Genomic DNA, 25843 nt, shown 5'->3' with positions numbered 1-25843 from the left:
TCTCTGCCGTACACAAACACTATGTTCACTGGAGATCAAATGTGGGAGCGGGCTTGCTCGCGAAGGCGCCCTGGCAGACAACATCAAACCCTGCTCGTACAATGCCCGCTGCCCCCGCAGGAGACTTCGATGACCCGACTCGCCACCCCACGCAAACCCCGCGCACGCAGCCAGGCCCGGATCGACTCGATACTCGATGCCGCCCGCACGCTGCTGGCGGCCGAAGGGGTGGCCAGCCTGTCGATCTACAGCGTCGCCGAACGCGCGGAGATCCCGCCCTCCTCCGTCTACCACTTCTTCGCCAGCGTCCCGGCCTTGCTCGAAGCCCTGACCGCCGACGTCCACGCCGCGTTCCGCGCCTGCCTGCAAGCGCCGATCGACCACGACGCCCTCAACGGCTGGCGTGACCTGTCGCGATTGGTCGAGCAACGCATGCTCGACATCTACGACGAAGACGCCGCCGCCCGCCAACTGATCCTTGCCCAGCACGGGCTCACCGAAGTGACCCAGGCCGACCGCCAGCACGACATCGAGCTCGGCGACCTGATGCACAAGCTGTTCGACCACCACTTCGAACTGCCGAGGCTGCCGAGTGATGTCGATGTGTTTGCCCTGGCGATGGAACTGGGTGACCGCGTCTACGCCCGCTCAGTGCAGCAGCACGGGCAGATCACCCCGCGCATGGCCGAGGAAGGTATGCGGGTGTTTGATGCGTATCTGGGGTTGTATTTGCCAACCTATTTACCCAAGCGGACTCTCTAAGCGCGCTCACTGGCCTCTTCGCGGGCAAGCCTCGCTCCTACAGGTCACACGAATCAATCTGTAGGAGCGAGGCTTGCCCGCGAAGGCCGCGCCGCCGAGCTCACTGTTCACATGCACAAAAAACCCCGAAGGGCTCACGCCTTTCGGGGTAGTTGTTTGCGCACGCGCTTACAACTTGGCGATCGACACCTCGGTGGATTTCACAAAGGCGATCACTTCGCTGCCGACCACCAGTTCCAGCTCTTTCACCGAGCGCGTGGTGATAACCGAGGTCACGATGCCGGAAGCGGTCTGCACGTCGATTTCCGAGAGCACGTCGCCGAGGACGATTTCCTTGATCGAGCCTTTGAATTGGTTACGCACGTTGATGGCTTTAATCGTCATGGTGTTGATTCCTGTCGTTGATACAAGGCTTGAGTTATTGAGCCCAACGCAGCTGCGTGGGCAATGGTGAAACGGGTTCCGGTCCCGGCGGTTGGCCGGGCAGCGCCAGCACGCGGTTGAGGACTTCGGTTTCCAGCGCCGCCAGCCGATGGGAGCCACGGACCCGAGGGCGCGGCAGTTCCACCAGCAGGTCGAGGCCGACTTCGCCCTCTTCGATCAGGATCACCCGATCGGCAATCGCCACCGCTTCACTGACATCGTGGGTCACCAGCAACACGGTGAAGCCGTGCTTCTGCCAGAGCCGCTCAATCAGTTGCTGCATCTCGATCCGAGTCAGGGCATCCAGAGCGCCCAAAGGCTCGTCCAACAGCAGCAAGCGCGGTTGGTGGATCAGCGCGCGGGCCAGGGCCACACGTTGCTTCTGCCCACCGGACAAGGCCGCTGGCCACTCATTGGCGCGATCCGCCAGGCCGACCGCTTCCAAGGCTTCCAGCGCTTGCGCACGCCAGTTGCCCTTGAGCCCGAGGCCGACGTTGTCGATGACCTTTTTCCACGGCAGCAGGCGCGCTTCCTGGAACATCAACCGAGTGTCTTCCCGCGCATCGCTGAGCGGCGCGGAGCCGGCCAGCAATTCACCGCCCGTGGGCTTGTCGAGGCCGGCGAGCAAACGCAGCAAGGTGCTTTTGCCGCAACCGCTGCGACCGACCACCGCCACGAACTGGCCCGCGGGAATGTGCAGGTCGATCTCGCGCAGCACTTGCCGCGAACCGAAGCTTTTTTGCAGCTTGCGCACCGCCAGCGGAATCCCGCGCAGCAGGCGTGGAGGTTGTTGAGCAGTCATGCGGCACCTCCTTTAACAACCTGATACGCCGGATGCCAGCGCAGCCACACACGTTCCAGTCCACGGGCCGCGAGGTCGGCCAGCTTGCCGAGCACCGCGTACAACAGAATCGCCAGCACCACCACGTCGGTCTGCAAGAACTCCCGGGCATTCATCGCCAGGTAGCCGATGCCGGAACTGGCGGAAATGGTTTCCGCGACGATCAGCGTCAGCCACATGAAACCCAAAGCGAAACGCACACCGACCAGAATCGAAGGCAGCGCACCCGGCAGGATCACTTGCCAGAACAGGCTGAACCCGGACAAGCCATAACTGCGGGACATTTCCACCAGCGCCGGGTCGACGTTGCGGATGCCGTGATAGGTGTTGAGGTAGATCGGGAACAACGTGCCCAACGCCACCAGGAAAATCTTCGCCGACTCATCGATGCCGAACCACAGGATCACCAGCGGAATCAGCGCCAGGTGCGGCACGTTGCGGATCATCTGCACCGAGCTGTCGAGCAGGCGTTCGCCCCATTTCGACAGGCCGGTGATGAAGCCCAACGTCAGGCCGATGCCGCCGCCGATGGCAAAGCCAAGCGCGGCACGCCAGCCGCTGATCGCCAGGTGCGTCCAGATTTCGCCGCTGCGCACCAGGCTCACGCCGGCTTCGATGACGGCGATGGGTGCCGGCAGAATCCGCGTCGACAACCAGCCCGCCGACACCGACAACTGCCACACCGCCAACAGCAACACCGGCAACGCCCAGGGTGCGAGGTTGTGGATGATTTTCTTCATGGCGCGCCTCAGCTCTGCGACGCGGCTTTGGGGAGGATATCGTTGGCGACCATCTCACCAAACGGGCTGACGTAACCGGCGCTTTTCGGCAACTCGGGACGTTCGATGTCCAGGTGCGGGAAGAGCAATTCGGCGACGCGGTACGACTCTTCCAGGTGTGGATAACCGGAGAAGATGAAGGTGTCGATGCCCAGGTCCGCGTATTCCTTCACGCGGGCCGCCACGGTCGGACCGTCGCCCACCAGCGCCGTGCCGGCACCGCCGCGCACCAGGCCAACGCCGGCCCACAAGTTGGGGCTGACTTCGAGGTTGTCGCGGCTGCCACCGTGCAGCGCGGCCATGCGTTGCTGGCCGACCGAATCGAAACGCGCCAATGAGGCTTGAGCGCGAGCAATGGTGTCGTCGTCCAGGTGCGAGATCAGTCGATCCGCCGCTTGCCACGCTTCTTCGTTGGTTTCACGGACGATCACATGCAGGCGAATACCGAAGCGCACGGTACGGCCGAGCTTCGCGGCTTTGGCGCGAACCTGTGCGATTTTCTCCGCCACGGCGGCCGGTGGTTCGCCCCAGGTCAGGACCATTTCCACCTGCTCGGCCGCGAGGTCCTGCGCCGCTTCCGAAGAGCCGCCGAAGTACAGCGGCGGACGCGGTTGCTGGATCGGTGGATAGAGCAACTTGGCGCCCTTTACGCTGATGTGCTGGCCGTCGTAATCAACGGTTTCGCCTTCCAGCACGCGACGCCAGATGCGGGTGAATTCCACCGAAGCCTGATAGCGCTCTTCGTGGGTCAGGAACAACCCGTCGCCGGCCAATTCTTCCGGATCACCACCGGTTACCAGGTTGAACAGCGCACGACCGCCGGACAAGCGATCCAGCGTGGCAGCCTGACGCGCGGCCACCGTCGGGGAAATGATCCCGGGGCGCAGGGCGACGAGGAATTTCAAACGCTGGGTCACCGGGATCAGCGACGCGGCCACCAGCCACGAATCTTCGCAGGAGCGACCGGTGGGAATCAGCACCCCGCCGAAGCCCAGGCGATCCGCCGCTTGCGCGACTTGTTGCAGGTAACCGTGGTCAACGGCGCGAGCGCCTTCGGCGGTGCCAAGGTAATGGCCGTCGCCGTGGGTAGGCAGGAACCAGAAGATATTGAGGCTCATGGAGTGGTCTCCTTAGGGAATCGAATTACGGTGCTTTGGCAACGGCCGCCGGTGGCGTCCAGATCACGTCTTTGATGCTCAACGGCTTCGGAATCAGCTTGAGCTGGTAGAAGCTGTCGGCGATTTTCTGTTGGGCGGCGACCACTTCAGGCGTCAGGAACAGCGCACCGTAGCCCTGGCGTTTCACCGAGGTCAGGGTGATGTCCGCCGGCAGGCCGAGCAGTGGCGAGACCTGTTTGGTCACGTCTTCGGGGTTGGCCTTGGACCACTCACCGACTGCGCGCACTTCTTCCACGAGGGTCTTGATCACCTCGGGATTTTTCTGCGCATACGGCTTGGTCGCCAGGTAGAACTGATGGTTGTCGACGATGCCTTGGCCATCACGCAGGGTGCGTGCTTGCAGCTGCTGTTCGGCGGCGGCCTGGTACGGGTCCCAAATGACCCAGGCATCGACGCTGCCACGTTCGAACGCGGCGCGGGCATCGGCCGGCGGCAGGAAGACGGTCTGGATGTCGGTGTATTTGAGGCCGGCGTCTTCAAGGGCGCGTACCAGCAAATAGTGAACGTTGGAGCCTTTGTTCAGGACGACTTTCTTGCCCTTGAGCTCGGCCACGGATTTGATCGGCGAGTCCTTCGGCACGAGGACCGCTTCGCTGTGTGGCGCAGGCGGTTCGTAGGCGACGTAGAGCAGATCGGCGCCGGCCGCTTGAGCGAACACCGGAGGGGTTTCGCCAGTGACGCCGAAGTCGATCGAGCCGACGTTCAGGCCTTCAAGCAGTTGCGGGCCACCGGGGAATTCAGTCCATTGCACGTCCACGCCTTGGGCGGCGAGGCGTTTTTCCAGGGTGCCTTTGGCTTTGAGCAGCACCAGGGTGCCGTACTTCTGATAACCGATCCGAAGTGTCTCGGCTTGAGCTTGAGTAATGGCGCCGAAGGTGACAGCCGCAGCAAACAGAGCGACCAGACCACGACGCAAAATGACAGGGCGCATGGCGCTCTCCTTTTTGCTGTTGGGTTTTGGCTGCACCTGCTTGGCCGTTAGCGGCTGAGTAAGGTGAGTGGATCAAATTCGGATGTGGCTTGAGTGCTGGCTTAAATGCTCCAGCGAGCACTCAACAAACGTTCGTTCAACAGGTTCGGGTCGATCGGCTTGGGGCGTCGGGCCATGGCGCTGAAAAACAGCTCCAGCGATTCGCTCAGCCGCTGTTCCAGCTCGGGTGCCAACTGCGCCTGGGCACTGCCTTCGCCGTAGGCGATCTGACTGTCCACGGCGAAAATCCCGTGGAGCATTTCCTGCGCTTTCAACGCCGACAACACGGGTTTGAGCGCGTAATCCACCGCCAGCATGTGGGCGATGCTGCCGCCGGTTGCCATTGGCAAAACCACTTTGTGCGCCAGGGCGCGTTCGGGCAGCAGATCCAATACGGTCTTCAGGGCGCCGGAGAACGAGGCCTTGTACACCGGAGTAGCGATCAGCAAGCCATCGGCGTTTTCAATCTGTTGCAGCAGGTCGATCACCTTCGGACTGTCGAAGCGTGCATGCAGCAAGTCCTCAGCCGGGAAGTCCCGTACCTGATAACTCACCACTTCCACACCTTGCTCCTGCAACCAGCGTTGCGAGCGGTCCAGCAGCACCCCGGAACGGGAGCGTTGGCTCGGACTGCCACCGAGAGAGACGACCAGCATTCAGACGATTCCTTGAGCGGTGTTGGCGATTCGCGGTTTGCGATCTCGCTTGGGTGGAATGACCTTAACAGGTGATTGTTATATCCATAAATCATATTTATTCATTTGGTTATTCCTTAAAGGCCTATACGGTTTCATTTCCTCCAGGCAAAAAAACAGGCCGTATACACGGCCCGAAATCCCCTGCTTTGTGGCTGTACATTGCCCTTGTAGGAGCGAGGCTTGCCCGCGAAGGGTACGACTCGGTACTTGAGGTGTTGCGCAGGACGCCTTCGCGGGCAAGCCTCGCTCCTACAGGATGGGTGATTAACGATTCGGTTGTGGCGTCAGGCGCAGGTACGGTTTCACCGCGCGATACCCTTTGGGAAAGCGTTTGTTGATTTCGTCTTCGTCCTTGAGCGACGGCACGATCACCACTTCATCACCGTCCTGCCAGTTGGCCGGGGTCGCCACTTTGTAGTGGTCGGTGAGTTGCAGCGAATCGATTACCCGCAGGATTTCATTAAAGTTGCGACCCGTGCTCGCCGGGTAGGTGATGGTCAGGCGCACCTTTTTGTTCGGGTCGATCACGAACAGCGAACGCACGGTCAAGGTGTCGTTGGCATTGGGGTGGATCAGGTCGTAGAGGTCCGAGACCTTGCGGTCGGCGTCAGCGAGGATCGGGAAGTTGACGACGGTGTCCTGGGTTTCGTTGATGTCCTCGATCCACTTGTGGTGCGAATCCACCGGGTCGACGGACAACGCGATGGCCTTGACCCCACGCTGGGCAAACTGGTCTTTCAACTTGGCGGTGAAGCCGAGTTCGGTGGTGCACACCGGCGTGAAATCCGCCGGGTGGGAAAACAGCACGCCCCAGCTATCACCCAGCCACTGGTGGAAATTGATGGTGCCGGCGCTGGAATCCTGTTCGAAGTCGGGGGCGATATCGCCCAGTCTGAGGCTCATGGTGCTGCTCCTGATGAGTGCGGTTTGAGCTCAACTGTGCCTGTGTTTCTTATCTATTAAAAAGAATAAATATCGATTTGTTTAGATCTTAAATGAATATTAAAAATCTGTTCACTGGACGTGCAGGCGCATCCCGCCGAACATCGCCGGCAAGGTTCGAGAAGGCCTTGAGTTGCTGCAAAAGAGGAGAATTTCAGGTCGGGTTTACGGGGGTGATCCCGACTTGAAAACGCAAAAGCCCCGCCCGGCGAGATGCCGGGCGGGGCTTTTTTGTCTCGGTTACAAGAGCGCGCTTACAACAGCGGGATCGAGTAGCTGACGATCAGGCGGTTTTCGTCCTGGGAGCGAGTGCTCGGCAGGTCGGTACGCCAGGTAGCGTTTTTCCACATGACGCCGAGGTTTTTCAACGCGCCGGACTGGACGACGTAACCCACGGTCAGGTCCCGTTCCCACTCGGAAGCGCCGTTGGCGACCTGAGCAAAAGGACGGGTACCGGAAACGGTATCGATGTTGTCGCCACGCAGATACACCACACCAGCAGTCAAGCCAGGCACGCCGACCTTGGCGAAGTCATACGCGTAGCGTGCTTGCCAGGTGCGCTCGCCGGCACGGGCGAATTTCTGGATTTGCGAGTCGGTAATGATGTAAGCCGACGAGCCGTCGCCCTGGTTCAGCCAAGGGAAATCGCTGCTGCCGTTGCTGACCTGATAACCACCACCAAAGGTGTGACCGGCAACGGTGTAGAGGAACAGGCCGCTGTACAGGTTGTTGTCGACTTTGCCTTTACCGCTAGCCACCGCGTTGTAGTTGCCGGTGCTGTAGTAGAGCGGATCGTGACCGTTGGCGCCGTCGTCAGAGCTGTTGAAGTAGCGCAAGTCCGACTTCAACACACCCGGGCCGATTGCCCAGTTGTGCACCAGCCCCAGGAAGTGATGCTTGTAGAAGTCTTCCAGGTTGCCGTAGTAGTACTGGGCGGTCAGGTCTTTGGTGATTTTGTAGTCACCACCCCCGTAAATGAACTTGTTGCTGTCACGGCCAGCAGCCGTGCGACCGTTGGCACCCGAAATCGACAGCTCTTCGTTGTTGCTGGAGTTACGACCCTTGGCGTGCTCGATCTGACCGCCGACCAACGTCAGGTCTTTGATGTCATTCGTGGTGATCTGGCCACCCTGGAAGGTTTGCGGCAGCAGACGACCATCGTTGGTCACGATGACCGGCAGTTTCGGCTGCAGAGTGCCCAGTTTCAGCTCGGTCTGGGAGATCTTGGCCTTGGCCGTCAAGCCCAGGCTGGAGAAGTTATCAACCGCTTCGCCGTTGGACTTGCTTGGGAAAACAGTACCGCCGTACGAGTTGTTGGAGGCACCGTTAGTACCGCCGCCCGAATCCAGACGCACGCCCAACAGGCCGATCGCATCAACACCAAAACCAACGGTGCCTTGGGTATAACCGGAGATGAAACGCAGATCGAAGCCTTGGCCCCATTCTTCGTTCTTGTTCGGACCGGTACCGTCACGGTAGTCGGTGTTGATGTAGAAGTTGCGCAGCCCCAGAGTGGCCTTGCTGTCTTCGATGAAACCTGCGGCGCTTGCCTGTTGCGCCACAACCCCTAAGGCCACAGCCATGGCCAAGGTGGACTTGTTCATTTGTTTCGCTCCTATCGTTTCTAATTCTAATGTTCTGGTCCTGGTCGAATGCCCGGATCCTGAGATGCGCGCTTTAGCGCCAAGCCGTCTAGCGCGGTCATCTGGTCGCTAAAGGATACCTGTTCATAAACCCAAAAAGAATTGCGGACCTGTTTTTCATGCCATTGAGGAATAAAGCTCCGCATGGGACAGAAGGTATCGGCTCGAAAACCAATTCCTTAACCTGTTTGAATAGGGAGCGGTATGCCAAGGCAGAAAGGTGCTGCGGCGCCCACTTTAGGCGCACAGAAACAAATCTAAAAAGAATAAAAAATCATCACGCGCGCTGTTTATGGAATATAAAATCCGGGCGAAAAAAAACCTCGCCACCCGGCGAGGCTTTTTCAGGACTGACTGATTACATGAAGCTGTAGGTGTAGTTGAAGATCAGACGGGTCTGGTCCTGGTCGGCGATGTTGATTTCGCTGCCACGGTAGGTGCCATGACGCAACGTCGCGCCGAAACCTTTGAGAGCGCCCTGCTGAATGGTGTAGTCCACTCGCAAGTCGCGTTCCCACTCGGACATATCGCTGCCGGTACCGTTAGTGGCTTTGATGTTATCGCCATGCAGGTAAGCAACCGATGCTTTCAAGCCTGGCACGCCCAGCGTTGCGAAGTCGTAGCTGTACTGACCGAACGTGGTGTTTTCACCGGCACGGACAAAACCGTTAACCATGGCGTCGGTGAACAGGTAGAAGCTCGTGCCGCCAGCCCCTTCGTTGCGGCCATTGCCATCGACCACGTTGCCCTGGTTCAGATAAACGAAACCACCGTCATCGTTGACACGCTGATGGCCGAGCAGGAAGGCGTTGCCACCCAGGGTGTAGGTGAACATCGCGCTCCAGGTCTTGTTATCGACCTCGCCCGGGTTCCTGGCGAAACCACCGTTGTTATTGAACTGATAGCCAGCGTCGCCGTTCTTGCCGTCGGAGCTGCTATCGAAATAACGAATGTCGGTCTTGAAGGACTGATTGGTGCTGATCGGCAAGACGTGAATCAGACCGAAGAAGTTCTGTTTGTAGTAGTCCTTCAGGTTCGAGTGGTAGTACTGCAGGGTGAGGTCTTTGGTGACCTTCCAGTCAGCACCGGCGTAACGGAACTGGTTGCTGTCCTGAGTACCGCCGGCCACGGCCATACCGGTGGTGTTCGACGAAGCGCGACCTGCGGCGTGTTCGAGCTGGCCGACGTTGAGGGTCACGTTGTCGATTTCTTTGGAGGAGATCGTGCCGCCTTCAAAGGTCTGTGGCAGCAGACGGCTGTCGTTCGCTACCAGAATCGGCATGTTTGGCTGCAGAGCGCCACCGTAGTGGGCTTCGGTCTTGGAGAAGCGCGCCTTGACGTTACCCGCCACACGGCTCCACTCGTCCACTGCCGAACCATCGGTGTCGCTAGGGAAGAACGTGTTGTTGTCCGGGTGGTGACCCTTGCCGCCATCCAGATGGATGCCGACCAGTGCCTGCGCATCGATACCAAAACCAACGGTGCCTTGGGTGAAGCCGGACAGATAATCGAACTTGAGGCCTTCAGCGGTCTCTTTCTGATCGGCGCCGCCATCACGGTTATCGTTGTTGTAATACATGGTGCGGGAACTGACGGAAGCCTTGCTGTCTTCGATGAAACCCGCGGCGCCTGCCTGCTGCGCCAAAACCCCAACAGCCACGGCCAGCGCCAAGGTGGACTTGTTCATTGCTTCGCTCCTCTCGTTTCTAATTCTTGTGTTCCTGGTTCGGGGTCAAGTGCCTCGAATCCTAAGATGCGCGATTAGCGCCAGACCGTGACCCACAAGTCAATCGTAACTATGTGTGTCTACGACCATAGTCTAATCCCCGGTTTTTTGGTCCTTGCGGGGTCATGAATTCGTCATAAACCCAAAAAGAATTGGTCGATTCTTTTTTTCATACCTTTTAGGAATACAGCTCACCCCACTCGACGCCCGGAATAGAGCGATCGACTCATAAGCTAATTCCTAAAGGGTATTTATTAGCTGTTTTTTAGATCGATTAGCTTTGACGCAATTCGGAAATATTTCCCCTACCGAGAGGCATCGCCATGTCGACCAAACGCGCACTATCCAGCCCAATTGTTACAGTTTGTGTGTCGCTTTCAATTTCGTTCTCCGCTCATGCAGCGAACCTCACCGTCGGCTATCGATAAACCGGAAAATCGCCAAACTGACCGGTGCCAACCAAGGCGATTGGCGAGACGGCGATGTTCTTGAAGGAACAGGGAAAGGTTGAACCGGTACTGCCGGATCATTCGCCGCATGTCATTGCGAATAACACACCGTCCCCTGTAGGAGCGAGGCTTGCCCGCGAAAGCGTCATCTGGACAACAGACAAATCGAGTCGTCTGCTTCGCGGGCAAGCCTCGCTCCTACAGGGATTGGGGTCGCCGATTCAGAGGGGTTTTTGATCATTCCCACGCTCTGCGTGGGAATGCAGCACGGGACGCTCCGCGTCCCATCCAGAGCCGAACGCGGAGCGTCCGTAGAGGCATTCCCACGCGAAGCGTGGGAACGATCATCGGCTGGGGTCGCCGACTCAGAGGGTTTTTTCGAAGATCTTCGAATTGCGCTGATAGTTGTACAGCGACGCCCGCGCCGATGGCAGGCGCTCGACGCTGCTCGGCACGAAACCGCGCTCACGGAACCAGTGGGCCGTGCGGGTCGTCAGTACGAACAGAGTCTTCAGCCCCTGTGCCCGCGCTCGGGTTTCGATCCGCTCCAGCAACTCATCCCCGCGCCCACCATGGCGGTACTCCGGGTTCACTGCCAGGCACGCCAACTCCCCGGCATCCGAATCGGCAATCTGGTACAACGCCGCGCAAGCGATGATCATGCCTTCGCGCTCGACCACGCTGAACTGCTCGATCTCGCGCTCCAGCACCTCGCGGGAACGACGCACTAGAATCCCCTGCTCTTCCAACGGGCTGATCAGATCCAGCAAGCCACCGACGTCTTCGATGGCCGCCTCGCGCACCACTTCGAATTGCTCCTGGGCCACCAGCGTACCGCCACCGTCACGGGTGAACAGTTCGGTCAACAGCGCGCCGTCTTCGACGTAACTGACGATATGGCTGCGGGCGACGCCGCCGCGACACGCCTCAGCGGCCGCATCCAGCAGCTCAGCCTGATAGTTGCTGCCCAACCGCAGTAAATGCGCCGGCACTTGCTGTGGGCGCAACTCACGAACCAAACGGCCGTTTTCATCGATCAGGCCAAGGTCGGCGCCGAACAGCAGCAGTTTGTCCGCGCCCAGGTCGATGGCCGCGCGAGTGGCGACGTCTTCGCACGCGAGGTTGAAAATCTCCCCGGTCGGCGAGTAACCCAACGGCGACAGCAACACGATGGAACGCTCGTCCAGCAGACGATTGATGCCCTTGCGGTCGACCCGGCGCACTTCGCCGGTGTGGTGATAGTCGACACCTTCGAGCACGCCGATCGGCCGTGCCGTCACCAGATTGCCGCTTGCCACCCGCAGGCGCGAGCCCTGCATCGGCGACGAGGCCATGTCCATCGACAACCGGGCTTCGATGGCGATACGCAGTTGCCCGACCGCATCGATCACACATTCCAGCGTTGCGGCATCGGTGATGCGCATGCCGTGATGGTAATGCGGGGTCAGGCCGCGAGTCGCCAGGCGGGTTTCGATTTGCGGACGGGAACCGTGCACCAGCACCAGCCGCACACCCAGGCTGTGCAGCAGCACCAGGTCGTGGACGATGTTGCCGAAATTCGGGTGTTCCACACCGTCGCCGGGGAGCATGACGACGAAGGTGCAATCACGGTGGGCGTTGATGTAAGGCGAAGCGTGACGAAGCCAATTAACGTATTCGGGCATGAACCTGGGCCTGTAATAAATAGCAGCCAAAAAATGGGCGAACAGAAAATGCACAGCGGGCTGATGGTTATCGTCGGAACAGGCTTGGCGACACGCGCGCTCTCCTCATGAATACGGGTTCGGACACCGGCAATTTACACAGTCAGGTGGCATAAATGACCGGCGTTGGTGTTTGGGCCGGCGCCAGGCAGTAATGTTCAATCAACTGACGTAATAGATGCACCGTAGGCTGCAAACGTGACATTTCGAGGTATTCCCCCGGTTGGTGTGCGCAGGCGATGTCGCCCGGGCCGAGCACCAGTGTTTCGCAGCCAAGACGCTGAAGATAAGGCGCTTCCGTGCCGAACGCCACTGCTTCGGCCCGATGACCGGTGAGCTGTTCCGCGATCCGCACCAATTCGGCATCCTCGGCCTGCTCGAAGGGCGGCACTTCGGGGAACAGCGGCGCGTAATCGATCTTCACCTGATGCCGCTCGGCAACCGGCTTGAGCCGTTGCAGAATTTCCGCACGCAAGGCTTTAGGGTCCATGCCCGGCAATGGCCGCAGGTCGAACTCCAGCGAGCATTGGCCGCAGATACGGTTGGGGTTGTCGCCGCCATGGATGCAGCCGAAGTTCATGGTCGGCGTCGGCACGCCAAACTGCAGGTTGCGAAACTCGCGCTGCCACAGCAGACGCAGGCCCCGCAGTTCGCCGATGGCATCGTGCATGGCTTCGAGGGCGCTATGGCCCAGGCGCGGGTCAGAGGAATGGCCGCTCTGACCGAGAATGTCGATGCGCTCCATCATGATGCCTTTGTGCATGCGGATCGGCTTGAGCCCGGTCGGCTCGCCGATCACTGCTGCGCGGCCCAACGGCCGCCCGGCTTCGGCCAAGGCGCGGGCTCCGGACATCGAGCTTTCTTCATCGCAGGTGGCAAGGATCAGCAGCGGTTGCTTGAACGGTTGGTCGAGCAGCGGGATGACGGCTTCGATGGCCAGGGCAAAAAAGCCTTTCATGTCGCAACTGCCAAGGCCGATCCAACGGCCATCGACTTCGGTCAGCTTCAGCGGATCGGTCTGCCACAACGCGCCGTCGTAAGGCACCGTGTCGCTGTGCCCGGCCAGCACCAGGCCGCCAGGACCGGAGCCGAAACTGGCCAGCAGGTTGAACTTGCCGGGGCTGACCTGCTGGATATCGCAGGCAAAACCCAGGTCACCGAGCCACGTCGCCAGCAGATCAATCACCGGACGATTGGATTGATCGAGGCTGGGTTGGGTACAACTGACGGACGGTGCGGCGATCAGCGCAGCGAACTGATCTTTCATGGACGGCAAAGGCATCGCTGACTCCAACTCCCGGATTGAAGTCCATCATAGAACCATCTAGTCACAGGAATAAACCGTCGCGGCGCGCAGGACAAGTGAGTCCTGTACACTGCACGACCTTGGCAGCCACACATTCCCCCGGCTGCGCTCCCGATCCTGGATTTTCCGGCCATGCAGAAAGAAACCGAAATCAAACTCCGCGTCAGCCGCGAAACCCTCGCCGCCCTGCGCGAGCACCCGCTCCTGAAAAAACGCAACAAAAGTGGCTGGGAACGCCGTGAGTTGATGAATCAGTACTTCGACACGCCTGAGCGCGACCTGGCCCGCGCCAAGGTTGCCCTGCGCCTGCGCCGCGATGGCGAAGAAGTGATTCAGACACTCAAGACCCGTGGCCAGAGCGTCGCCGGTCTGTCCGAGCGTAACGAATACGACTGGAACCTGCCCAAAGCCAAGCTCGACGTGAAAAAACTCGACGGCGAATGCTGGCCAGAAGAGTTGGCCGAGCTGGACAAGAAAACCTTGAAGCCGATCTTCACCACCGATTTCATCCGCGAACGCGCGGAAATCGCCTGGGGCCGTGGCAAGACCAAAGTGGTCATCGAAGCCGCGCTGGACCTGGGCCACGTGATCGTCGGCAAGCAGAAAGAAGAAATCTGCGAGCTGGAACTGGAATTGCGCGAAGGCGAACCCGCTGCGCTGCTGGAACTGGCCGCCGAACTGGCCGCGACCCTGGCCCTGATGCCGTGTGACATCAGCAAGGCCGAGCGCGGTTATCGTTTGTACGACGCCAACAGCTACTCGTTGAGCCTGCCGGCGCCGCAGATCAGCGCCGAAATGCCGCTGGACGATGCGTTCGCCGCCCTGAGCTGGCACTTGCTGGGCAGCAGCCAGCGTTTGGCCGAGCAGTATCGGTTCAATGGTCACTGGCGCCTGTTGCAGGACTGGGTCGAAAACCTGGCTGAACTGCGCGCGCTGCTGAGCAGCCTGGGTCAGGCCGCACCGCGTCAATCGACGCACGATCTGCGCGTTGCACTGGATGCCTTGCTGGAAGACTGGCGCCCGCTGGTACACGCCGGCATCGATGACGAAGACGTGCGCAAAGCCGCGCCGGAACAGTTCCTCGAAGAACTCGAAGACCCGCGCTGGGGCCTGTTCTCATTGAACACCTCGCGCTGGTTGCTGGCCCGCACCTGGGCTGCCGATCGCAACGTTCGTGGCAATCGCCAGGGCGCCGCTCAACTGGGCAGCTGGTTGCCGCGCCTGTTGGGCGAAGAAGCCACGTCCCTGCAATTGCAGCGTTACCAGCAGCAGCCGGAAGACCTGGCCGAGCAACTGCCGCGCATCGAACGCATCCAGGCCTGGATGCACCATGCCCGCAACGTGCTGGACACTCCGGAAATGGATCGCCTGTACGGTGAGCTGAACAAACTGGCGCAACTGGCCAACGAGCCGATCACCGATGAATCGCTGGATGCGCGTAAGCAGCAGGCGATTGCGGTGTATCAGAACCGTGCCTGGAAGATGCTGCTGCGCATGTAATACCGCCATCGCCAGCAGGCTGGCTCCCACAGGGGATTTGTGGTGTACACAAAACCAATGTGGGAGCCAGCCTGCTGGCGATGGGGCCGCAGGGTTAACGCATCATTTTCAGACCGGCAAACTCGTGGTCGACTTGATCTCCGACAACGCCACCACCGAGTTCACTTCCTGGATCCCCGGCACCATCGACAGCTTCTCGAAAAAGAAGCGCTCATAGGCCTCGATGTCCGCCGCGACAATCCGCAGCATGAAATCCACCGCCCCCATCAGCACGTAACACTCCAGCACCTCGGGAAAACCGCGAATCGCCTCGGTGAATTCGGTGAAGTTCGAGCGTCCGTGGGCGTTGAGTTTCACCTGGGCGAAGATCTGCGTGTTCAGGCCGATTTTCTTGCGGTCGAGCAACGTTACCTGCCCGCGAATGATCCCCTCCTCCTTCATCCGCTGAATTCGCCGCCAGCACGGTGATTGCGAGAGCCCCACCTGTTCGGCGATCTGCGCACTGGAGAGCGAGGCGTCCTCTTGCAGCAATGCCAGAATCTTGCGGTCGTAGCTGTCCAGCTCGCTATGCATAGAAAAACCTGTAATCAATAGCTTTATGAATTGTGTGATTCGATAAATCACCCATAAAGCCCATCATAGATAAGAAATGCCCCGCTCCGAATGTAAAAATTTCTCCAGTGATTTGGAGACCGACCATGCCGTATCTGGAAGCCGTAAATACCTCGCCCACCCGCGCCGATGTCTGGAACACCAGCAACGCCCACTGCCGCGTTCATTACCAACTGCTGGCCGAGACCGAACCGGATGTGCTGTGCCGGGCGCTGAACCTGTTTGCCCTGCAGTTCCTCACGCCGCATCAGGTCAACGTACAGCGCATGGATGATCTGCTGTCGCTCGACATCGTCATCGACGGATTAAGCTGGCACCGCGCCCAGGTCATCGCGGAAAAACTGCGTAACCTGATCAGCGTCTGTTCGGTGGAGCTGCAAGCCGCCGATTCTGCGTGGGATGAGCCGGTGCAGGCGGCAGGCTGAAAGAACTCGAAACGGCTTCGTCGGGTAGTGGCCCAACGGTCAGCGGTTCCGCGACTATCCTTTGCGAACTGTTGTTCATGAGGAGCCCGCATGTCCGTTCAACTTGCCATTCAGGACCGCTGGCTGGATCTCAATGATTTGCTGCGTGAACTGGTCGCCCAAGGCTTCATCAGCCAGGACTCGGCCGAGCACGCGCTGAATGCCCGACGCCGTCACGCCGCCAATGGCCAGATGCACCCGCTGGAGTTCATCGCCAGCCAGCAGCTGGACGACCTCAGCCGCCCCGGCAAACACCTCGACCTGGAAAGCCTGACGCTGTGGCTGTCGCAGCAGGCCGGCCAGCCTTACTTGCGCATCGACCCGCTGAAAATCAACGTGGCAGCCATTACCCCGTTGATGTCCTATGCCTTCGCCCAGCGCCACAAGATTCTCGCGGTCGCCATCGATCGCGACGCGGTGACCGTGGCCAGCGCCCAGCCGTACGTCAACGGTTGGGAAGCCGACCTGACCCACGTCCTGAAACTGCCGATCAAGCGCGTGGTGGCCAACCCGATCGACATCCAGCGCTTCAGTGTGGAGTTCTTCCGCCTGGCCAAATCGGTCAGCGGCGCGACCAACGCCGATCAGCAGATGAACACTCTGGGCAACTTCGAACAGTTGCTCAACCTCGGCGCCAGCGACCAGGAACCCGATGCCAACGACGCGCACATCGTCAACATCGTCGATTGGTTGTTCCAGTACGCGTTCCAGCAGCGCGCCAGCGACATCCACATCGAACCCAGACGCGAGCAAGGCACCGTACGCTTTCGCATCGACGGCGTGCTGCACAACGTCTATCAATTCCCGCCGCAGGTGACCATGGCCATCGTCAGTCGCCTGAAAAGCCTGGGGCGAATGAACGTCGCGGAAAAGCGCAAACCCCAGGACGGCCGGGTGAAGACCAAGACCCCGGACGGTGGCGAAGTCGAGTTGCGCCTGTCGACATTGCCGACCGCCTTCGGCGAAAAAATGGTCATGCGGATCTTCGACCCGGAAGTGCTGCTCAAGAATTTCGATCAGTTGGGCTTCTCCGCCGAAGACTTGCGCCGCTGGCAGGACATGACGAGCCAGCCCAACGGCATCATCCTGGTCACCGGGCCGACCGGTTCCGGTAAAACCACCACGCTGTACACCACCCTGAAGAAACTGGCGACGCCCGAGGTCAACCTCTGCACCATCGAAGACCCGATCGAAATGGTCGAGCCGGCGTTCAACCAGATGCAGGTCCAGCACAACATCGACCTGACCTTCGCCGCCGGTGTGCGTGCGCTGATGCGGCAGGACCCGGACATCATCATGATCGGCGAGATCCGCGACCTCGAAACTGCCGAAATGGCAATTCAGGCCGCGCTCACCGGTCACTTGGTGTTGTCGACGTTGCACACCAATGACGCACCCAGTGCGATCAGCCGCCTGCTGGAACTCGGCGTGCCGCATTACCTGATCAAAGCCACGGTGCTTGGCGTCATGGCCCAGCGTCTGGTCCGTACCTTGTGCCCGCATTGCAAGGCGCCGCTGACGCTGGGCGAAGAAGACTGGCAAACCTTGACCCGGCCCTGGCAGGCACCGTTGCCGAGCAACGCCCAACGCGCCATCGGTTGCCTGGAATGCCGCGACACCGGCTATCGAGGCCGCGCCGGGGTGTACGAAATCATGCAACTGACTGACGGCGTCAAGGCGCTGATCAATCCCGATACCGATTTGCTGGCGATCCGGCGCCAGGCATTCAAGGAAGGCATGCGCAGTTTGCGGCTGTCCGGGGCGCAGAAAGTCGCGGCAGGGTTGACCACGATCGAGGAGGTGCTGCGAGTGACGCCGCAAAGTGAGCAGAAATAACCCCTATTGTGTCTCCTGATGATGCGAGGGCCGACTATCGGTACTTATCCCCGACCCGCGCCGCTACACTTCTGCGATCGCCATTTCATTGATCAACAGGGAATCGTTATGCAGATCGGCAGCGTGCTTTTACTGTTTGTCGGCCTCGTGGTCGCCATTCTGTTCATGGGTTTCAAGGTTGTGCCTCAGGGTTACCAATGGACGGTCGAGCGATTCGGCCGTTACACCAACACCCTCAAGCCAGGCCTGAACATCATCATTCCGGTGATGGACCGCATCGGTCGCAAGATCAACGTGATGGAAAGCGTGCTGGATATTCCGCCGCAGGAAGTCATCACCGCCGACAACGCCACGGTGCAGATCGACGCGGTGTGCTTCTTCCAGGTGGTCAACACCGCCCAGGCCGCCTACGAGGTGAACAATCTCGAACACGCGATTCGCAACCTGCTGCAAACCAACATCCGCACCGTGCTCGGCTCGATGGAACTGGACGCGATGCTCAGCCAGCGCGACGGGATCAACGAAAAACTGCTGCGTACCGTCGACGAAGCGACGGCGCCGTGGGGCATCAAGATCACCCGGATCGAGATCAAGGACATCAGCCCGCCGGCTGACCTGATGGCGGCAATGTCCGGGCAGATGAAGGCGGAGCGGATCAAGCGTGCGCAAATCCTCGAAGCCGAGGGCCTGCGAGCGGCTGCCATCCTGACCGCCGAAGGCAAGAAACAGGCGCAGATCCTCGAGGCCGAAGGCGGTCGTCAGGCCGCGTTCCTCGAAGCCGAAGCCCGTGAACGTCAGGCCGAAGCTGAAGCCCAGGCGACCAAAGTGGTGTCCGAAGCCATCGCTGGCGGCAACGTGCAGGCGGTCAACTACTTCGTCGCGCAAAAGTACATCGATGCACTGGGCAAACTGGCCTCGGCCAACAACAGCAAAGTGATCCTGATGCCGCTCGAAGCCAGTTCGATGATCGGCGCAGTCGGCGGCATCGGCGAAATCGTCAAGGCCACGTTCGATAACAAGAAAGCCTGAGGCACGCTATGTGGGCATTTCTGCAGCATCTCTCCTTCTGGGACTGGCTGGCGTTAGGCACGGTGTTGCTGATTCTCGAAGTGTTCGGCGCGGGCGGCTATCTGCTGTGGGTCGGCATGGCGGCCGCCGCCGTTGGCGTGCTGACCTTTGTCGCGCCGGATCTGTCCTGGGAATTGCAGTTCCTGCTGTTCGGCCTGCTCTCGATCGCCACCGCGTTGTATTGGTGGCGACGCCAACGCAGCGCCGTGCGCGAGAGCGATCAGCCGAACCTCAACCTGCGCGGTCAGGAACTGGTCGGCAAAACCTTTGTGGTGCATGAAGCGATTATCGACGGACGCGGCAAAATCAAGGTTGCCGACGGCGTGTGGATGGCCCGAGGGCCGGATGCTGCACTGGGCAGCCGGGTTCGCGTGGTCGGGCAGCACGGGGCGATTTTGCTGGTGCAACCGGCTGAATGAGCCGGTATGGAACTCGATTGGGTGATTGGCAATCAAAGGCCGTAGATAACCCAGTGGAGTCACCCCCTATGCGTCTCAAACTTGCTGTCGCTACCCTCGCCTTGTTGTCCCTTCCAGTCGGTTCGGCGATGGCCGATAGCTTTTGGCGTAACGTCATCTCTTCCGGTGCGACCACCGGTTCGACTTACCTGACCTTCAAGGATCACAAGCTGATCATTGCCGCTCAGGACGATGCCGGCAGCTTCGTCGCCAGCGACGGCGGCATCCGCGGCCCGTACCTGGAAGCCGCGATGCAGAAAGTCCGCGCCGACAACCCGGGCCTGCAGGCGACGGACATGGAATTGGCGAATGCGATCCTGGCGAAGAATGCCGTCGCTTCCGAGTAAGATTTACTGCTGAACAAAAATGCCGCTCACATGAGCGGCATTTTTTTGCCCTGAATGCGATCAAATGTGGGAGCGGGCTTGCTCGCGAAGGCGGTGTATCAGGCAATATTTGTATCGACTGACATACCCTCTTCGCGAGCAAGCCCGCTCCCACATTTGATTTGTATTACCCGATAGATCAGCGGTAATCGTCTACCGGGACACACGCACAAAACAAATTGCGGTCGCCGTAGACATTGTCCACCCGGTTCACCACCGGCCAATATTTATGCGCCTTGGTGTGCGCATCCGGCGTCACGGCCTGTTCGATGCTGTAGGGCCGCTCCCAAATTCCGGTGATGTCAGCCAAGGTGTGCGGCGAACGTTTCAGCGGGTTGTCTTCGGCCGGCCAGTTGCCGTTCTGCACCTCGGTGATTTCCGCGCGGATGCTCAGCATCGCTCCGATAAACCGGTCCAGCTCGGCTTTCGATTCACTCTCGGTCGGTTCGACCATCAACGTTCCCGGCACCGGAAACGACATGGTCGGGGCGTGGAAGCCGTAGTCCATCAAGCGCTTGGCCACGTCCTCCTCGCTGATCCCGGTCAGCACCTTGAGCGGCCGCAAGTCGAGGATGCATTCGTGTGCCACCCGCTCGTTGCGCCCGGTGTAGAGCACAGGGAACGCGCCGGACAGATGCTGCGCCAGGTAATTCGCGGCGAGGATCGCCACTTCGCTGGCGTCCGCCAGTTGCGGTCCCATCATGGCGATGTACATCCAACTGATCGGCAGGATGCTCGCACTGCCCCAGGGCGCCGCGCTCACTGCGCCGTTCTGCGGCAACGGCCCGTCGATCGGCACCACCGGGTGGTTGGCCACGAACGGTGCCAGATGCGCCCGCACACCAATCGGTCCCATGCCCGGCCCGCCGCCGCCGTGGGGAATGCAGAAGGTTTTGTGCAGGTTCATGTGCGACACGTCGGCGCCAATGTCTGCCGGCCGCGCCAGCCCGACCTGGGCATTGAGGTTGGCGCCATCCATGTACACCTGGCCGCCATGGCTGTGGATAACTTCACAGATTTCGCTGATGCCTTCCTCGTAGACGCCGTGAGTCGAAGGATACGTCGCCATCAGGCAGGCGAGTTTATCCCCCGCCGCCGCTGCTTTTTCCTTCAAGTCCTCCAGGTCGACGTTACCCGCTTCATCGCACTCGACGATCACCACGCGCATCCCGGCCATCTGCGCCGAAGCCGGATTGGTGCCGTGGGCCGAGGACGGAATCAGACAGATATCCCGGGCGCCTTCATGGCGGCTCTCATGGTATTTGCGGATCGCCAGCAACCCGGCGTACTCGCCCTGGGCGCCGGAGTTGGGTTGCATGCAGATCGCATCGAAACCGGTGATCGCACACAGCCAGCGCTCCAGCTCCTCGATCATCAGCGAATAACCGAGCGCCTGCTCTTTCGGCACAAACGGGTGCAGATTGGCGAACTGTGGCCAAGTGATGGGGATCATTTCGCTGGTGGCGTTGAGCTTCATGGTGCAAGAGCCCAGCGGGATCATCGATTGATTGAGCGCCAGGTCCTTGTTTTCCAGTTGCTTGAGGTAACGCAGCATCTCGGTTTCGCTGTGATGCGCATTGAACACCGGATGACGCAAATACGGCGAGGTACGCAGCAGCCCATCGGGAATGCCGGGCGCCAGGGTTTCGGCATCCAGGTCGTCGACGTTCAGCCCATGATCGGCACCGAGGAACACATCGAACAACTTCGCCACGGTGGATTCATCAGAGGTTTCATCGAGGCTCAGGCCCAGTCGCCCGCGACCGAGAATACGCAGGTTGATCTGCGCCGCCTGAGCACTTTCGATGATCGCGGTCTGGGTGCCGCCGACCTCCAGGGTCAGGGTGTCGAAGAAATGCTGATTGAGGCGGGTGATACCGTTTCGCTCAAGGCCGGCAGCAAGGATGCAGGTCAGGCGGTGAACGCGCTGGGCAATCCGCTTCAACCCTTCCGGGCCATGGTAGACCGCGTAGAAACTGGCGATGTTGGCCAGTAATACTTGGGCGGTGCAGATGTTCGAATTGGCCTTCTCCCGACGGATGTGTTGCTCGCGGGTTTGCAGGGCCATGCGCAACGCGGTGTTGCCACGCGCATCTTTCGAGACGCCGATGATCCGACCGGGAATCGCCCGTTTGTACTCATCGCGGCTGGCAAAAAACGCCGCGTGCGGCCCGCCGTAACCCATCGGCACGCCAAACCGCTGGGACGAACCGAACACCACGTCGGCGCCCAACTCTCCCGGCGGCGTCAGCAACAGCAGACTCAACAGATCGGTAGCGACACAGGCCAGCGCTTGCTGGGCATGCAGGTGATCGATCAACGGGCGAAGGTCGCGGATCTCGCCGTGGGTGTCGGGGTATTGCAGCAGCGCGCCGAACACCTGGTGCTGTTTCAAGTTATCCACAGCATCGATGATCAGCTCGAAGCCGAAGCCTTCGGCGCGGGTCTGCACCACGGAGATGGTCTGCGGATGACAGTTTTCGTCGACGAAGAACAGATTGCTTTTCGACTTGGCAACACGCTTGGCCAGCGCCATGGCTTCCGCCGCCGCGGTGGCCTCATCCAGCAGCGAGGCGTTGGCCAGTTCCAGGCCTGTGAGGTCGATGGTCAACTGCTGAAAATTCAGCAGCGCTTCGAGACGGCCTTGGGCGATCTCCGGTTGATAGGGCGTGTAGGCGGTGTACCAACCGGGATTTTCCAGCACGTTTCGCAAGATGACGGTTGGTGTGAGCGTGCCGTGGTAGCCCATACCGATCAGGCTGGTCCAGACCTGGTTCTGCTCGGCGTAACCTCGCAGTTTGGCCAGCGCGGCTTCTTCGTCGAGGGCAGGCGGCAGGTCGAGCGCCCGGTTCAGGCGGATTCCCGGGGGCACCGTCTGCTCGATCAACTCGACCCGGCTACCGAGGCCGAGGCTGTCGAGCATCGCTTGCTGCTCGGCGGCATCGGGCCCGAGGTGGCGGCGAAGGAAGGCATTGGGGTCGCGTAACTGGCTCAAGGACGGCAACTGGGACATGACGGGCTCTCTCTTGACTGGCGCTCAACGTCGATGCAACTCGGTCAAAGCAGCATAGCAGTCGATGCCCGAGCGGATGGCGTGGCGCCAACGACCAATCCCGATCATCATGCTCGGCGCATGCCTAATGTCCGCTGATCAGGTGTCTGTATCCATGAGCCAACTGCCTTTCCTGCCTTTCTCCAAACCCACCATCGATGAAGCCACGATTGCCGCTGTCGGTGACGTATTGCGTTCGGGCTGGATTACCAGCGGTCCCAAGGTCCAGGCCTTTGAAGCGCAGCTCTCGGAGTATTTCGGCGGGCGCCCGGTGCGCACCTTCAATTCCGGCACCTGCACCATGGAAATCGCCTTGCGCATTGCCGGAGTCGGGCCGGGTGATGAAGTGATCACCACGCCGATTTCCTGGGTCGCTACCGCCAACGTCATTCTTGAAGTCGGTGCCACGCCGGTGTTTGCCGACATCGATCCGATGACACGCAACATCGACCTCAGGCAGCTCGAAGCCGCCATCACCCCGCGCACCAAAGCCATCATCCCGGTGTTTCTCGCCGGCCTGCCACTGGACATGACGCGCCTGTATGCCCTGGCGAAAAAGCACAACCTGCGAGTGCTGGAAGACGCGGCCCAGGCACTGGGGTCAAGCTGGGATGGCCGACGCATTGGCTCGACCGGCGACTTTGTGTCCTTCAGTTTCCAGGCGAACAAAAACGTCACCTCGTCAGAGGGCGGGTGCCTGGTGCTGAACACCGCCGACGAAGTACGACTGGCGGAGAAGTACCGTTTGCAGGGCGTGACCCGCAGCGGCTTCGATGGGCTGGATGTTGATGTGTTGGGCGGCAAGTTCAACATGACCGATGTTGCAGCGGCCATTGGTCTGGGCCAATTTGCCCCTATCGAAGCGATCACCGCTCATCGGCGCGAATTGGCCAGGCATTACTTCGCTTGCTTTGGCGAGGATTTCGAAGCGCAGTACGGGGCTCAACTGCCGCCGGCGGATTTTCATAACAGCAACTGGCATTTGTTCCAACTGGTGCTGCCAGAGCGTAAGGATGGCCAACCGGCACGGGCCACGTTCATGGAGCAGATGCAGGCATTGGGCGTCGGTATTGGCTATCACTACCCGCCGATTCACTTGCTCAGTCTTTACCGCGAGCGCGGGTTCAAGGAAGGGATGTTTCCCGTGGCTGAACGGGTGGGTCGCCTGATTGTTTCGTTGCCGATGTTTACAGCCATGAACAAAGCCGACGTCGAGCGTTCGGTGGCAGCAGTGAAAGCCGTTCTGAAGCCTTAAAACCTGTACGGGCGAGCTTGCTCGCGACAGGCCTGAGAATGCCGCGCAGTACCGTCTTGCAGCGTTATCGTTGACGACCATCGCGAGCGAGCTCGCTCCTACAGGGATTTTCAGCGTGCAATAAAAAGCCCCGACAGGTCGGGGCTTTGGGATGACGCTTTGCGGCTTATTCGCCGATGGCAGCCTTGTAACCTGCTGCATCGAGCAGCTTGTCCAGGTCAGCCGTGTTGCTTGGCTTGAGCTTGAAGATCCAGGCACCGTACGGGTCGGTGTTGAGCGACTCAGGCGAAGCGCCCAGGTCTTCGTTGATTGCGATCACTTCACCGGCAATCGGCGAATAGATGTCGGAAGCCGCTTTAACCGACTCCACCACACCGGATTGATCACCGGCGGCGAAGACTTTTCCGACTTCGGTCAGCTCAACGAAGACCACATCGCCCAAGGCTTCCTGAGCGTGATCGCTGATGCCCACGGTGACGGTGCCATCGGCTTCCAGACGGGCCCATTCGTGACTTTCGGCAAAACGCAGGTCGGCAGGGATATCGCTCATGTTCTGTGTCCTCAAGAAATTGTTAGCGGTCGTAGTCCGCCGGAAAAGGTTAGATCAAGGTTTTGCCATGGCGTACGAAGGTCGGTTTGACCACTCGGACCGGGTACCACTTGCCACGGATTTCCACTTCGGCGCGGTCGGCAGTTGCCATTGGCACGCGCGCCAGTGCTATCGACTTGCTAAGCGTAGGAGAGAAACTACCACTGGTGATCTCTCCTTCGCCAACATTGGCGATGCGGACCACTTGATGAGCGCGCAAAACCCCACGCTCTTCAAGGACCAGACCGACCAGTTTGTGCTGTATGCCACCCGCGCGTTCGGCTTCCAGCGCGGCGCGACCAATGAACTGACGAGTGGCCGGTTCCCAGGCAATGCTCCAGGCCATGTTGGAGGCCAGCGGTGAAACATCCTGATGGATGTCCTGACCGTAGAGGTTCATCCCGGCTTCGACCCGCAAGGTGTCCCGAGCGCCAAGCCCGATGGGGGAAATGCCCGCGCCCACCAGGTCGTTGAAAAAACCCGGCGCCTGACTGGCCGGCAGAACGATTTCCAGGCCGTCTTCGCCGGTGTAACCGGTGCGGGCGATGAACCAGTCACCGTCCGGCTGACCTTCGAACGGCTTGAGCAGCTGGATCAGGTTGCCGCGAGACTGGGTCACCAGTTCGGCAATCTTGTGTCGGGCCTGCGGACCTTGAATGGCCAGCATCGCCAACTCGGAGCGCTCCTTGAGCTGCACATCGAAACCATCAAGGTGAGCCTGCATCCAGGCGAGGTCCTGATTGCGGGTCGAGGCGTTGACCACCAGACGATAACCCTCGTCGAGGCGGTAGACGATCATGTCGTCGACGATGCCGCCGCGCTCGTTGAGCATGGTGCTGTACAACGCACGGCCGGGGCTGTGCAGACGTTGGACGTCATTGGCCAGCAAATGCTGGAGCCAGGCTTTCGCCTCGGGGCCGCCGACATCGATCACGGTCATGTGGGATACATCGAAAACCCCGCAATCGCGACGCACCTGATGGTGCTCCTCGACCTGCGAGCCGTAATGCAGAGGCATATCCCAACCGCCAAAATCGACCATCTTCGCGCCGAGGGCGAGATGAAGGTCATACAGAGGCGTACGCTGTCCCATGGGTTTCTCCTTCCGGGCGTGGCGAAGGTGCGGGCAGGTGCTTTACCGAGTGAAGGCCTTGAAATACAAGGCTTTCAGCCGATCTCAGCTACCGGGTCCGTAGGACGGAC

At 60.1% G+C, this 25843-nt stretch carries 23 protein-coding genes and 1 pseudogene; 9 read left to right on the top strand and 15 right to left on the bottom strand.

Going from position 1 to position 25843, the window contains the following annotated elements; genetic code table 11:
- Positions 1-129 precede the first annotated feature (129 nt).
- Positions 130-762, top strand: coding sequence for a TetR/AcrR family transcriptional regulator (locus ACIPL2_RS11335; RefSeq protein WP_401356085.1), 633 nt, complete (start codon positions 130-132; stop codon positions 760-762).
- Between the two features lie 168 nt (positions 763-930).
- On the opposite strand, the gene ACIPL2_RS11330 is transcribed toward ACIPL2_RS11335, so the two are convergent.
- From ACIPL2_RS11330 to ACIPL2_RS11290, 9 genes are all read right to left on the bottom strand, one after another.
- Entirely contained in the window at positions 931-1146 is a 216-nt protein-coding gene (locus tag ACIPL2_RS11330) for a molybdopterin-binding protein (protein ID WP_003229256.1), read from the bottom strand.
- Positions 1147-1180: 34 nt separating this feature from the next.
- Positions 1181-1987: an aliphatic sulfonates ABC transporter ATP-binding protein gene (gene ssuB / locus ACIPL2_RS11325; RefSeq protein ID WP_401356082.1), complete on the bottom strand. Its 807-nt coding sequence runs from the start codon at positions 1985-1987 to the stop codon at positions 1181-1183.
- Entirely contained in the window at positions 1984-2766 is a 783-nt protein-coding gene (gene ssuC, locus ACIPL2_RS11320) for an aliphatic sulfonate ABC transporter permease SsuC (RefSeq protein WP_401356079.1), read from the bottom strand. The genes ssuB and ssuC overlap by 4 nt, the downstream gene beginning before the upstream one ends.
- Positions 2767-2774: 8 nt before the next feature.
- Positions 2775-3923, bottom strand: coding sequence for an FMNH2-dependent alkanesulfonate monooxygenase (gene ssuD, locus ACIPL2_RS11315; protein ID WP_401356077.1), 1149 nt, complete (start codon positions 3921-3923; stop codon positions 2775-2777).
- 25 nt (positions 3924-3948) lie between these two features.
- Complete coding sequence (locus ACIPL2_RS11310) at positions 3949-4914, bottom strand: sulfonate ABC transporter substrate-binding protein (protein WP_401356074.1); 966 nt, start codon at positions 4912-4914, stop codon at positions 3949-3951.
- 101 nt (positions 4915-5015) lie between these two features.
- The gene (gene ssuE / locus ACIPL2_RS11305; protein WP_059407260.1) at positions 5016-5609 is read right to left on the bottom strand and encodes an NADPH-dependent FMN reductase; all 594 of its coding nucleotides are present in this window, start codon (positions 5607-5609) and stop codon (positions 5016-5018) included.
- 306 nt (positions 5610-5915) lie between these two features.
- On the bottom strand, positions 5916-6554 hold the full coding sequence (locus ACIPL2_RS11300) for a peroxiredoxin (RefSeq protein WP_401356072.1): 639 nt from the start codon (positions 6552-6554) through the stop codon (positions 5916-5918).
- Between the two features lie 293 nt (positions 6555-6847).
- Positions 6848-8197, bottom strand: a complete 1350-nt coding sequence (locus tag ACIPL2_RS11295; RefSeq protein WP_401356069.1) for an OprD family porin — start codon at positions 8195-8197, stop codon at positions 6848-6850.
- Positions 8198-8594: 397 nt separating this feature from the next.
- Positions 8595-9923 (bottom strand): OprD family porin, encoded by a 1329-nt coding sequence (locus tag ACIPL2_RS11290; protein ID WP_401356067.1) that lies wholly within the window; start codon positions 9921-9923, stop codon positions 8595-8597.
- 362 nt (positions 9924-10285) lie between these two features.
- Here ACIPL2_RS11290 and tauA point away from each other — a divergent pair.
- A pseudogene (gene tauA, locus ACIPL2_RS11285) lies at positions 10286-10387 on the top strand (taurine ABC transporter substrate-binding protein); the annotation flags it as partial.
- 389 nt (positions 10388-10776) lie between these two features.
- On the opposite strand, the gene argA reads toward tauA, so the two are convergent.
- Together argA and argE are read right to left on the bottom strand one after the other, a co-directional pair.
- Positions 10777-12075, bottom strand: coding sequence for an amino-acid N-acetyltransferase (gene argA / locus ACIPL2_RS11280; RefSeq protein ID WP_401356065.1), 1299 nt, complete (start codon positions 12073-12075; stop codon positions 10777-10779).
- 142 nt (positions 12076-12217) lie between these two features.
- The gene (argE, locus tag ACIPL2_RS11275) at positions 12218-13396 is read right to left on the bottom strand and encodes an acetylornithine deacetylase (RefSeq protein WP_401356062.1); all 1179 of its coding nucleotides are present in this window, start codon (positions 13394-13396) and stop codon (positions 12218-12220) included.
- A gap of 156 nt (positions 13397-13552) precedes the next feature.
- On the opposite strand from argE, the gene ACIPL2_RS11270 reads away from it, so the two are divergent.
- Positions 13553-14920, top strand: a complete 1368-nt coding sequence (locus tag ACIPL2_RS11270; RefSeq protein WP_401356058.1) for an inorganic triphosphatase — start codon at positions 13553-13555, stop codon at positions 14918-14920.
- 108 nt (positions 14921-15028) lie between these two features.
- Here the strand turns inward: ACIPL2_RS11270 and ACIPL2_RS11265 are convergent, their stop codons facing one another.
- Entirely contained in the window at positions 15029-15493 is a 465-nt protein-coding gene (locus ACIPL2_RS11265; protein WP_401356055.1) for an Lrp/AsnC family transcriptional regulator, read from the bottom strand.
- 125 nt (positions 15494-15618) lie between these two features.
- On the opposite strand from ACIPL2_RS11265, the gene ACIPL2_RS11260 reads away from it, so the two are divergent.
- The 5 genes from ACIPL2_RS11260 (at position 15619) to ACIPL2_RS11240 (ending at position 19705) form a co-directional block, all read left to right on the top strand.
- Positions 15619-15957, top strand: coding sequence for a hypothetical protein (locus ACIPL2_RS11260; RefSeq protein ID WP_401356053.1), 339 nt, complete (start codon positions 15619-15621; stop codon positions 15955-15957).
- A 90-nt stretch (positions 15958-16047) separates the two neighbouring features.
- A complete protein-coding gene (locus ACIPL2_RS11255; protein WP_059407250.1) occupies positions 16048-17832 on the top strand; it encodes a GspE/PulE family protein in 1785 nt (594 codons plus the stop codon).
- A gap of 108 nt (positions 17833-17940) precedes the next feature.
- Positions 17941-18861 (top strand): SPFH domain-containing protein, encoded by a 921-nt coding sequence (locus ACIPL2_RS11250; protein WP_008150402.1) that lies wholly within the window; start codon positions 17941-17943, stop codon positions 18859-18861.
- Between the two features lie 8 nt (positions 18862-18869).
- Positions 18870-19319, top strand: coding sequence for an NfeD family protein (locus ACIPL2_RS11245; RefSeq protein ID WP_401356050.1), 450 nt, complete (start codon positions 18870-18872; stop codon positions 19317-19319).
- 68 nt (positions 19320-19387) lie between these two features.
- Complete coding sequence (locus ACIPL2_RS11240; RefSeq protein WP_008081461.1) at positions 19388-19705, top strand: DUF2388 domain-containing protein; 318 nt, start codon at positions 19388-19390, stop codon at positions 19703-19705.
- 178 nt (positions 19706-19883) lie between these two features.
- Here ACIPL2_RS11240 and gcvP read toward each other — a convergent pair whose 3' ends face one another.
- Positions 19884-22757: an aminomethyl-transferring glycine dehydrogenase gene (gene gcvP, locus ACIPL2_RS11235; RefSeq protein WP_401356046.1), complete on the bottom strand. Its 2874-nt coding sequence runs from the start codon at positions 22755-22757 to the stop codon at positions 19884-19886.
- Positions 22758-22911: 154 nt separating this feature from the next.
- Here gcvP and ACIPL2_RS11230 point away from each other — a divergent pair, with 154 nt between their 5' ends.
- Complete coding sequence (locus tag ACIPL2_RS11230; RefSeq protein WP_401356044.1) at positions 22912-24051, top strand: DegT/DnrJ/EryC1/StrS family aminotransferase; 1140 nt, start codon at positions 22912-22914, stop codon at positions 24049-24051.
- A 166-nt stretch (positions 24052-24217) separates the two neighbouring features.
- Here the strand turns inward: ACIPL2_RS11230 and gcvH are convergent, their stop codons facing one another.
- Both gcvH and gcvT read right to left on the bottom strand, forming a co-directional pair.
- Positions 24218-24601 carry a glycine cleavage system protein GcvH gene (gene gcvH, locus ACIPL2_RS11225; protein ID WP_059407245.1) on the bottom strand — a complete coding sequence of 128 codons (384 nt, stop codon included), beginning with the start codon at positions 24599-24601 and terminating at the stop codon, positions 24218-24220.
- Positions 24602-24650: 49 nt separating this feature from the next.
- Complete coding sequence (gene gcvT / locus ACIPL2_RS11220) at positions 24651-25733, bottom strand: glycine cleavage system aminomethyltransferase GcvT (RefSeq protein WP_401356042.1); 1083 nt, start codon at positions 25731-25733, stop codon at positions 24651-24653.
- Positions 25734-25843: the final 110 nt, after the last annotated feature.

The sequence above is a fragment of the Pseudomonas sp. NPDC086251 genome, assembly GCF_044746405.1.
Taxonomy (GTDB): domain Bacteria; phylum Pseudomonadota; class Gammaproteobacteria; order Pseudomonadales; family Pseudomonadaceae; genus Aquipseudomonas.
Note: the sequence above shows the minus strand (reverse complement) of the source record. Positions and strands in the feature narration are given on the sequence as shown.

What these genes read in the sequence shown, in the direction of transcription:
- ACIPL2_RS11290 (WP_401356067.1), bottom strand. Translation starts at nt 9,923, where the DNA reads ATGAACAAGTCCACCTTGGCGCTGGCCGTGGCTGTTGGGGTTTTGGCG.
- argE (WP_401356062.1), bottom strand. Translation starts at nt 13,396, where the DNA reads ATGCCTTTGCCGTCCATGAAAGATCAGTTCGCTGCGCTGATCGCCGCA.
- ACIPL2_RS11245 (WP_401356050.1), top strand. Translation starts at nt 18,870, where the DNA reads ATGTGGGCATTTCTGCAGCATCTCTCCTTCTGGGACTGGCTGGCGTTA.
- ACIPL2_RS11295 (WP_401356069.1), bottom strand. Translation starts at nt 8,197, where the DNA reads ATGAACAAGTCCACCTTGGCCATGGCTGTGGCCTTAGGGGTTGTGGCG.
- ACIPL2_RS11265 (WP_401356055.1), bottom strand. Translation starts at nt 15,493, where the DNA reads ATGCATAGCGAGCTGGACAGCTACGACCGCAAGATTCTGGCATTGCTG.
- ssuC (WP_401356079.1), bottom strand. Translation starts at nt 2,766, where the DNA reads ATGAAGAAAATCATCCACAACCTCGCACCCTGGGCGTTGCCGGTGTTG.
- gcvP (WP_401356046.1), bottom strand. Translation starts at nt 22,757, where the DNA reads ATGTCCCAGTTGCCGTCCTTGAGCCAGTTACGCGACCCCAATGCCTTC.
- ACIPL2_RS11250 (WP_008150402.1), top strand. Translation starts at nt 17,941, where the DNA reads ATGCAGATCGGCAGCGTGCTTTTACTGTTTGTCGGCCTCGTGGTCGCC.
- gcvH (WP_059407245.1), bottom strand. Translation starts at nt 24,601, where the DNA reads ATGAGCGATATCCCTGCCGACCTGCGTTTTGCCGAAAGTCACGAATGG.
- argA (WP_401356065.1), bottom strand. Translation starts at nt 12,075, where the DNA reads ATGCCCGAATACGTTAATTGGCTTCGTCACGCTTCGCCTTACATCAAC.
- ACIPL2_RS11300 (WP_401356072.1), bottom strand. Translation starts at nt 6,554, where the DNA reads ATGAGCCTCAGACTGGGCGATATCGCCCCCGACTTCGAACAGGATTCC.
- gcvT (WP_401356042.1), bottom strand. Translation starts at nt 25,733, where the DNA reads ATGGGACAGCGTACGCCTCTGTATGACCTTCATCTCGCCCTCGGCGCG.
- ACIPL2_RS11270 (WP_401356058.1), top strand. Translation starts at nt 13,553, where the DNA reads ATGCAGAAAGAAACCGAAATCAAACTCCGCGTCAGCCGCGAAACCCTC.
- ssuB (WP_401356082.1), bottom strand. Translation starts at nt 1,987, where the DNA reads ATGACTGCTCAACAACCTCCACGCCTGCTGCGCGGGATTCCGCTGGCG.
- ACIPL2_RS11260 (WP_401356053.1), top strand. Translation starts at nt 15,619, where the DNA reads ATGCCGTATCTGGAAGCCGTAAATACCTCGCCCACCCGCGCCGATGTC.
- ssuE (WP_059407260.1), bottom strand. Translation starts at nt 5,609, where the DNA reads ATGCTGGTCGTCTCTCTCGGTGGCAGTCCGAGCCAACGCTCCCGTTCC.
- ACIPL2_RS11230 (WP_401356044.1), top strand. Translation starts at nt 22,912, where the DNA reads ATGAGCCAACTGCCTTTCCTGCCTTTCTCCAAACCCACCATCGATGAA.
- ACIPL2_RS11255 (WP_059407250.1), top strand. Translation starts at nt 16,048, where the DNA reads ATGTCCGTTCAACTTGCCATTCAGGACCGCTGGCTGGATCTCAATGAT.
- ssuD (WP_401356077.1), bottom strand. Translation starts at nt 3,923, where the DNA reads ATGAGCCTCAATATCTTCTGGTTCCTGCCTACCCACGGCGACGGCCAT.
- ACIPL2_RS11335 (WP_401356085.1), top strand. Translation starts at nt 130, where the DNA reads ATGACCCGACTCGCCACCCCACGCAAACCCCGCGCACGCAGCCAGGCC.
- ACIPL2_RS11240 (WP_008081461.1), top strand. Translation starts at nt 19,388, where the DNA reads ATGCGTCTCAAACTTGCTGTCGCTACCCTCGCCTTGTTGTCCCTTCCA.
- ACIPL2_RS11310 (WP_401356074.1), bottom strand. Translation starts at nt 4,914, where the DNA reads ATGCGCCCTGTCATTTTGCGTCGTGGTCTGGTCGCTCTGTTTGCTGCG.
- ACIPL2_RS11330 (WP_003229256.1), bottom strand. Translation starts at nt 1,146, where the DNA reads ATGACGATTAAAGCCATCAACGTGCGTAACCAATTCAAAGGCTCGATC.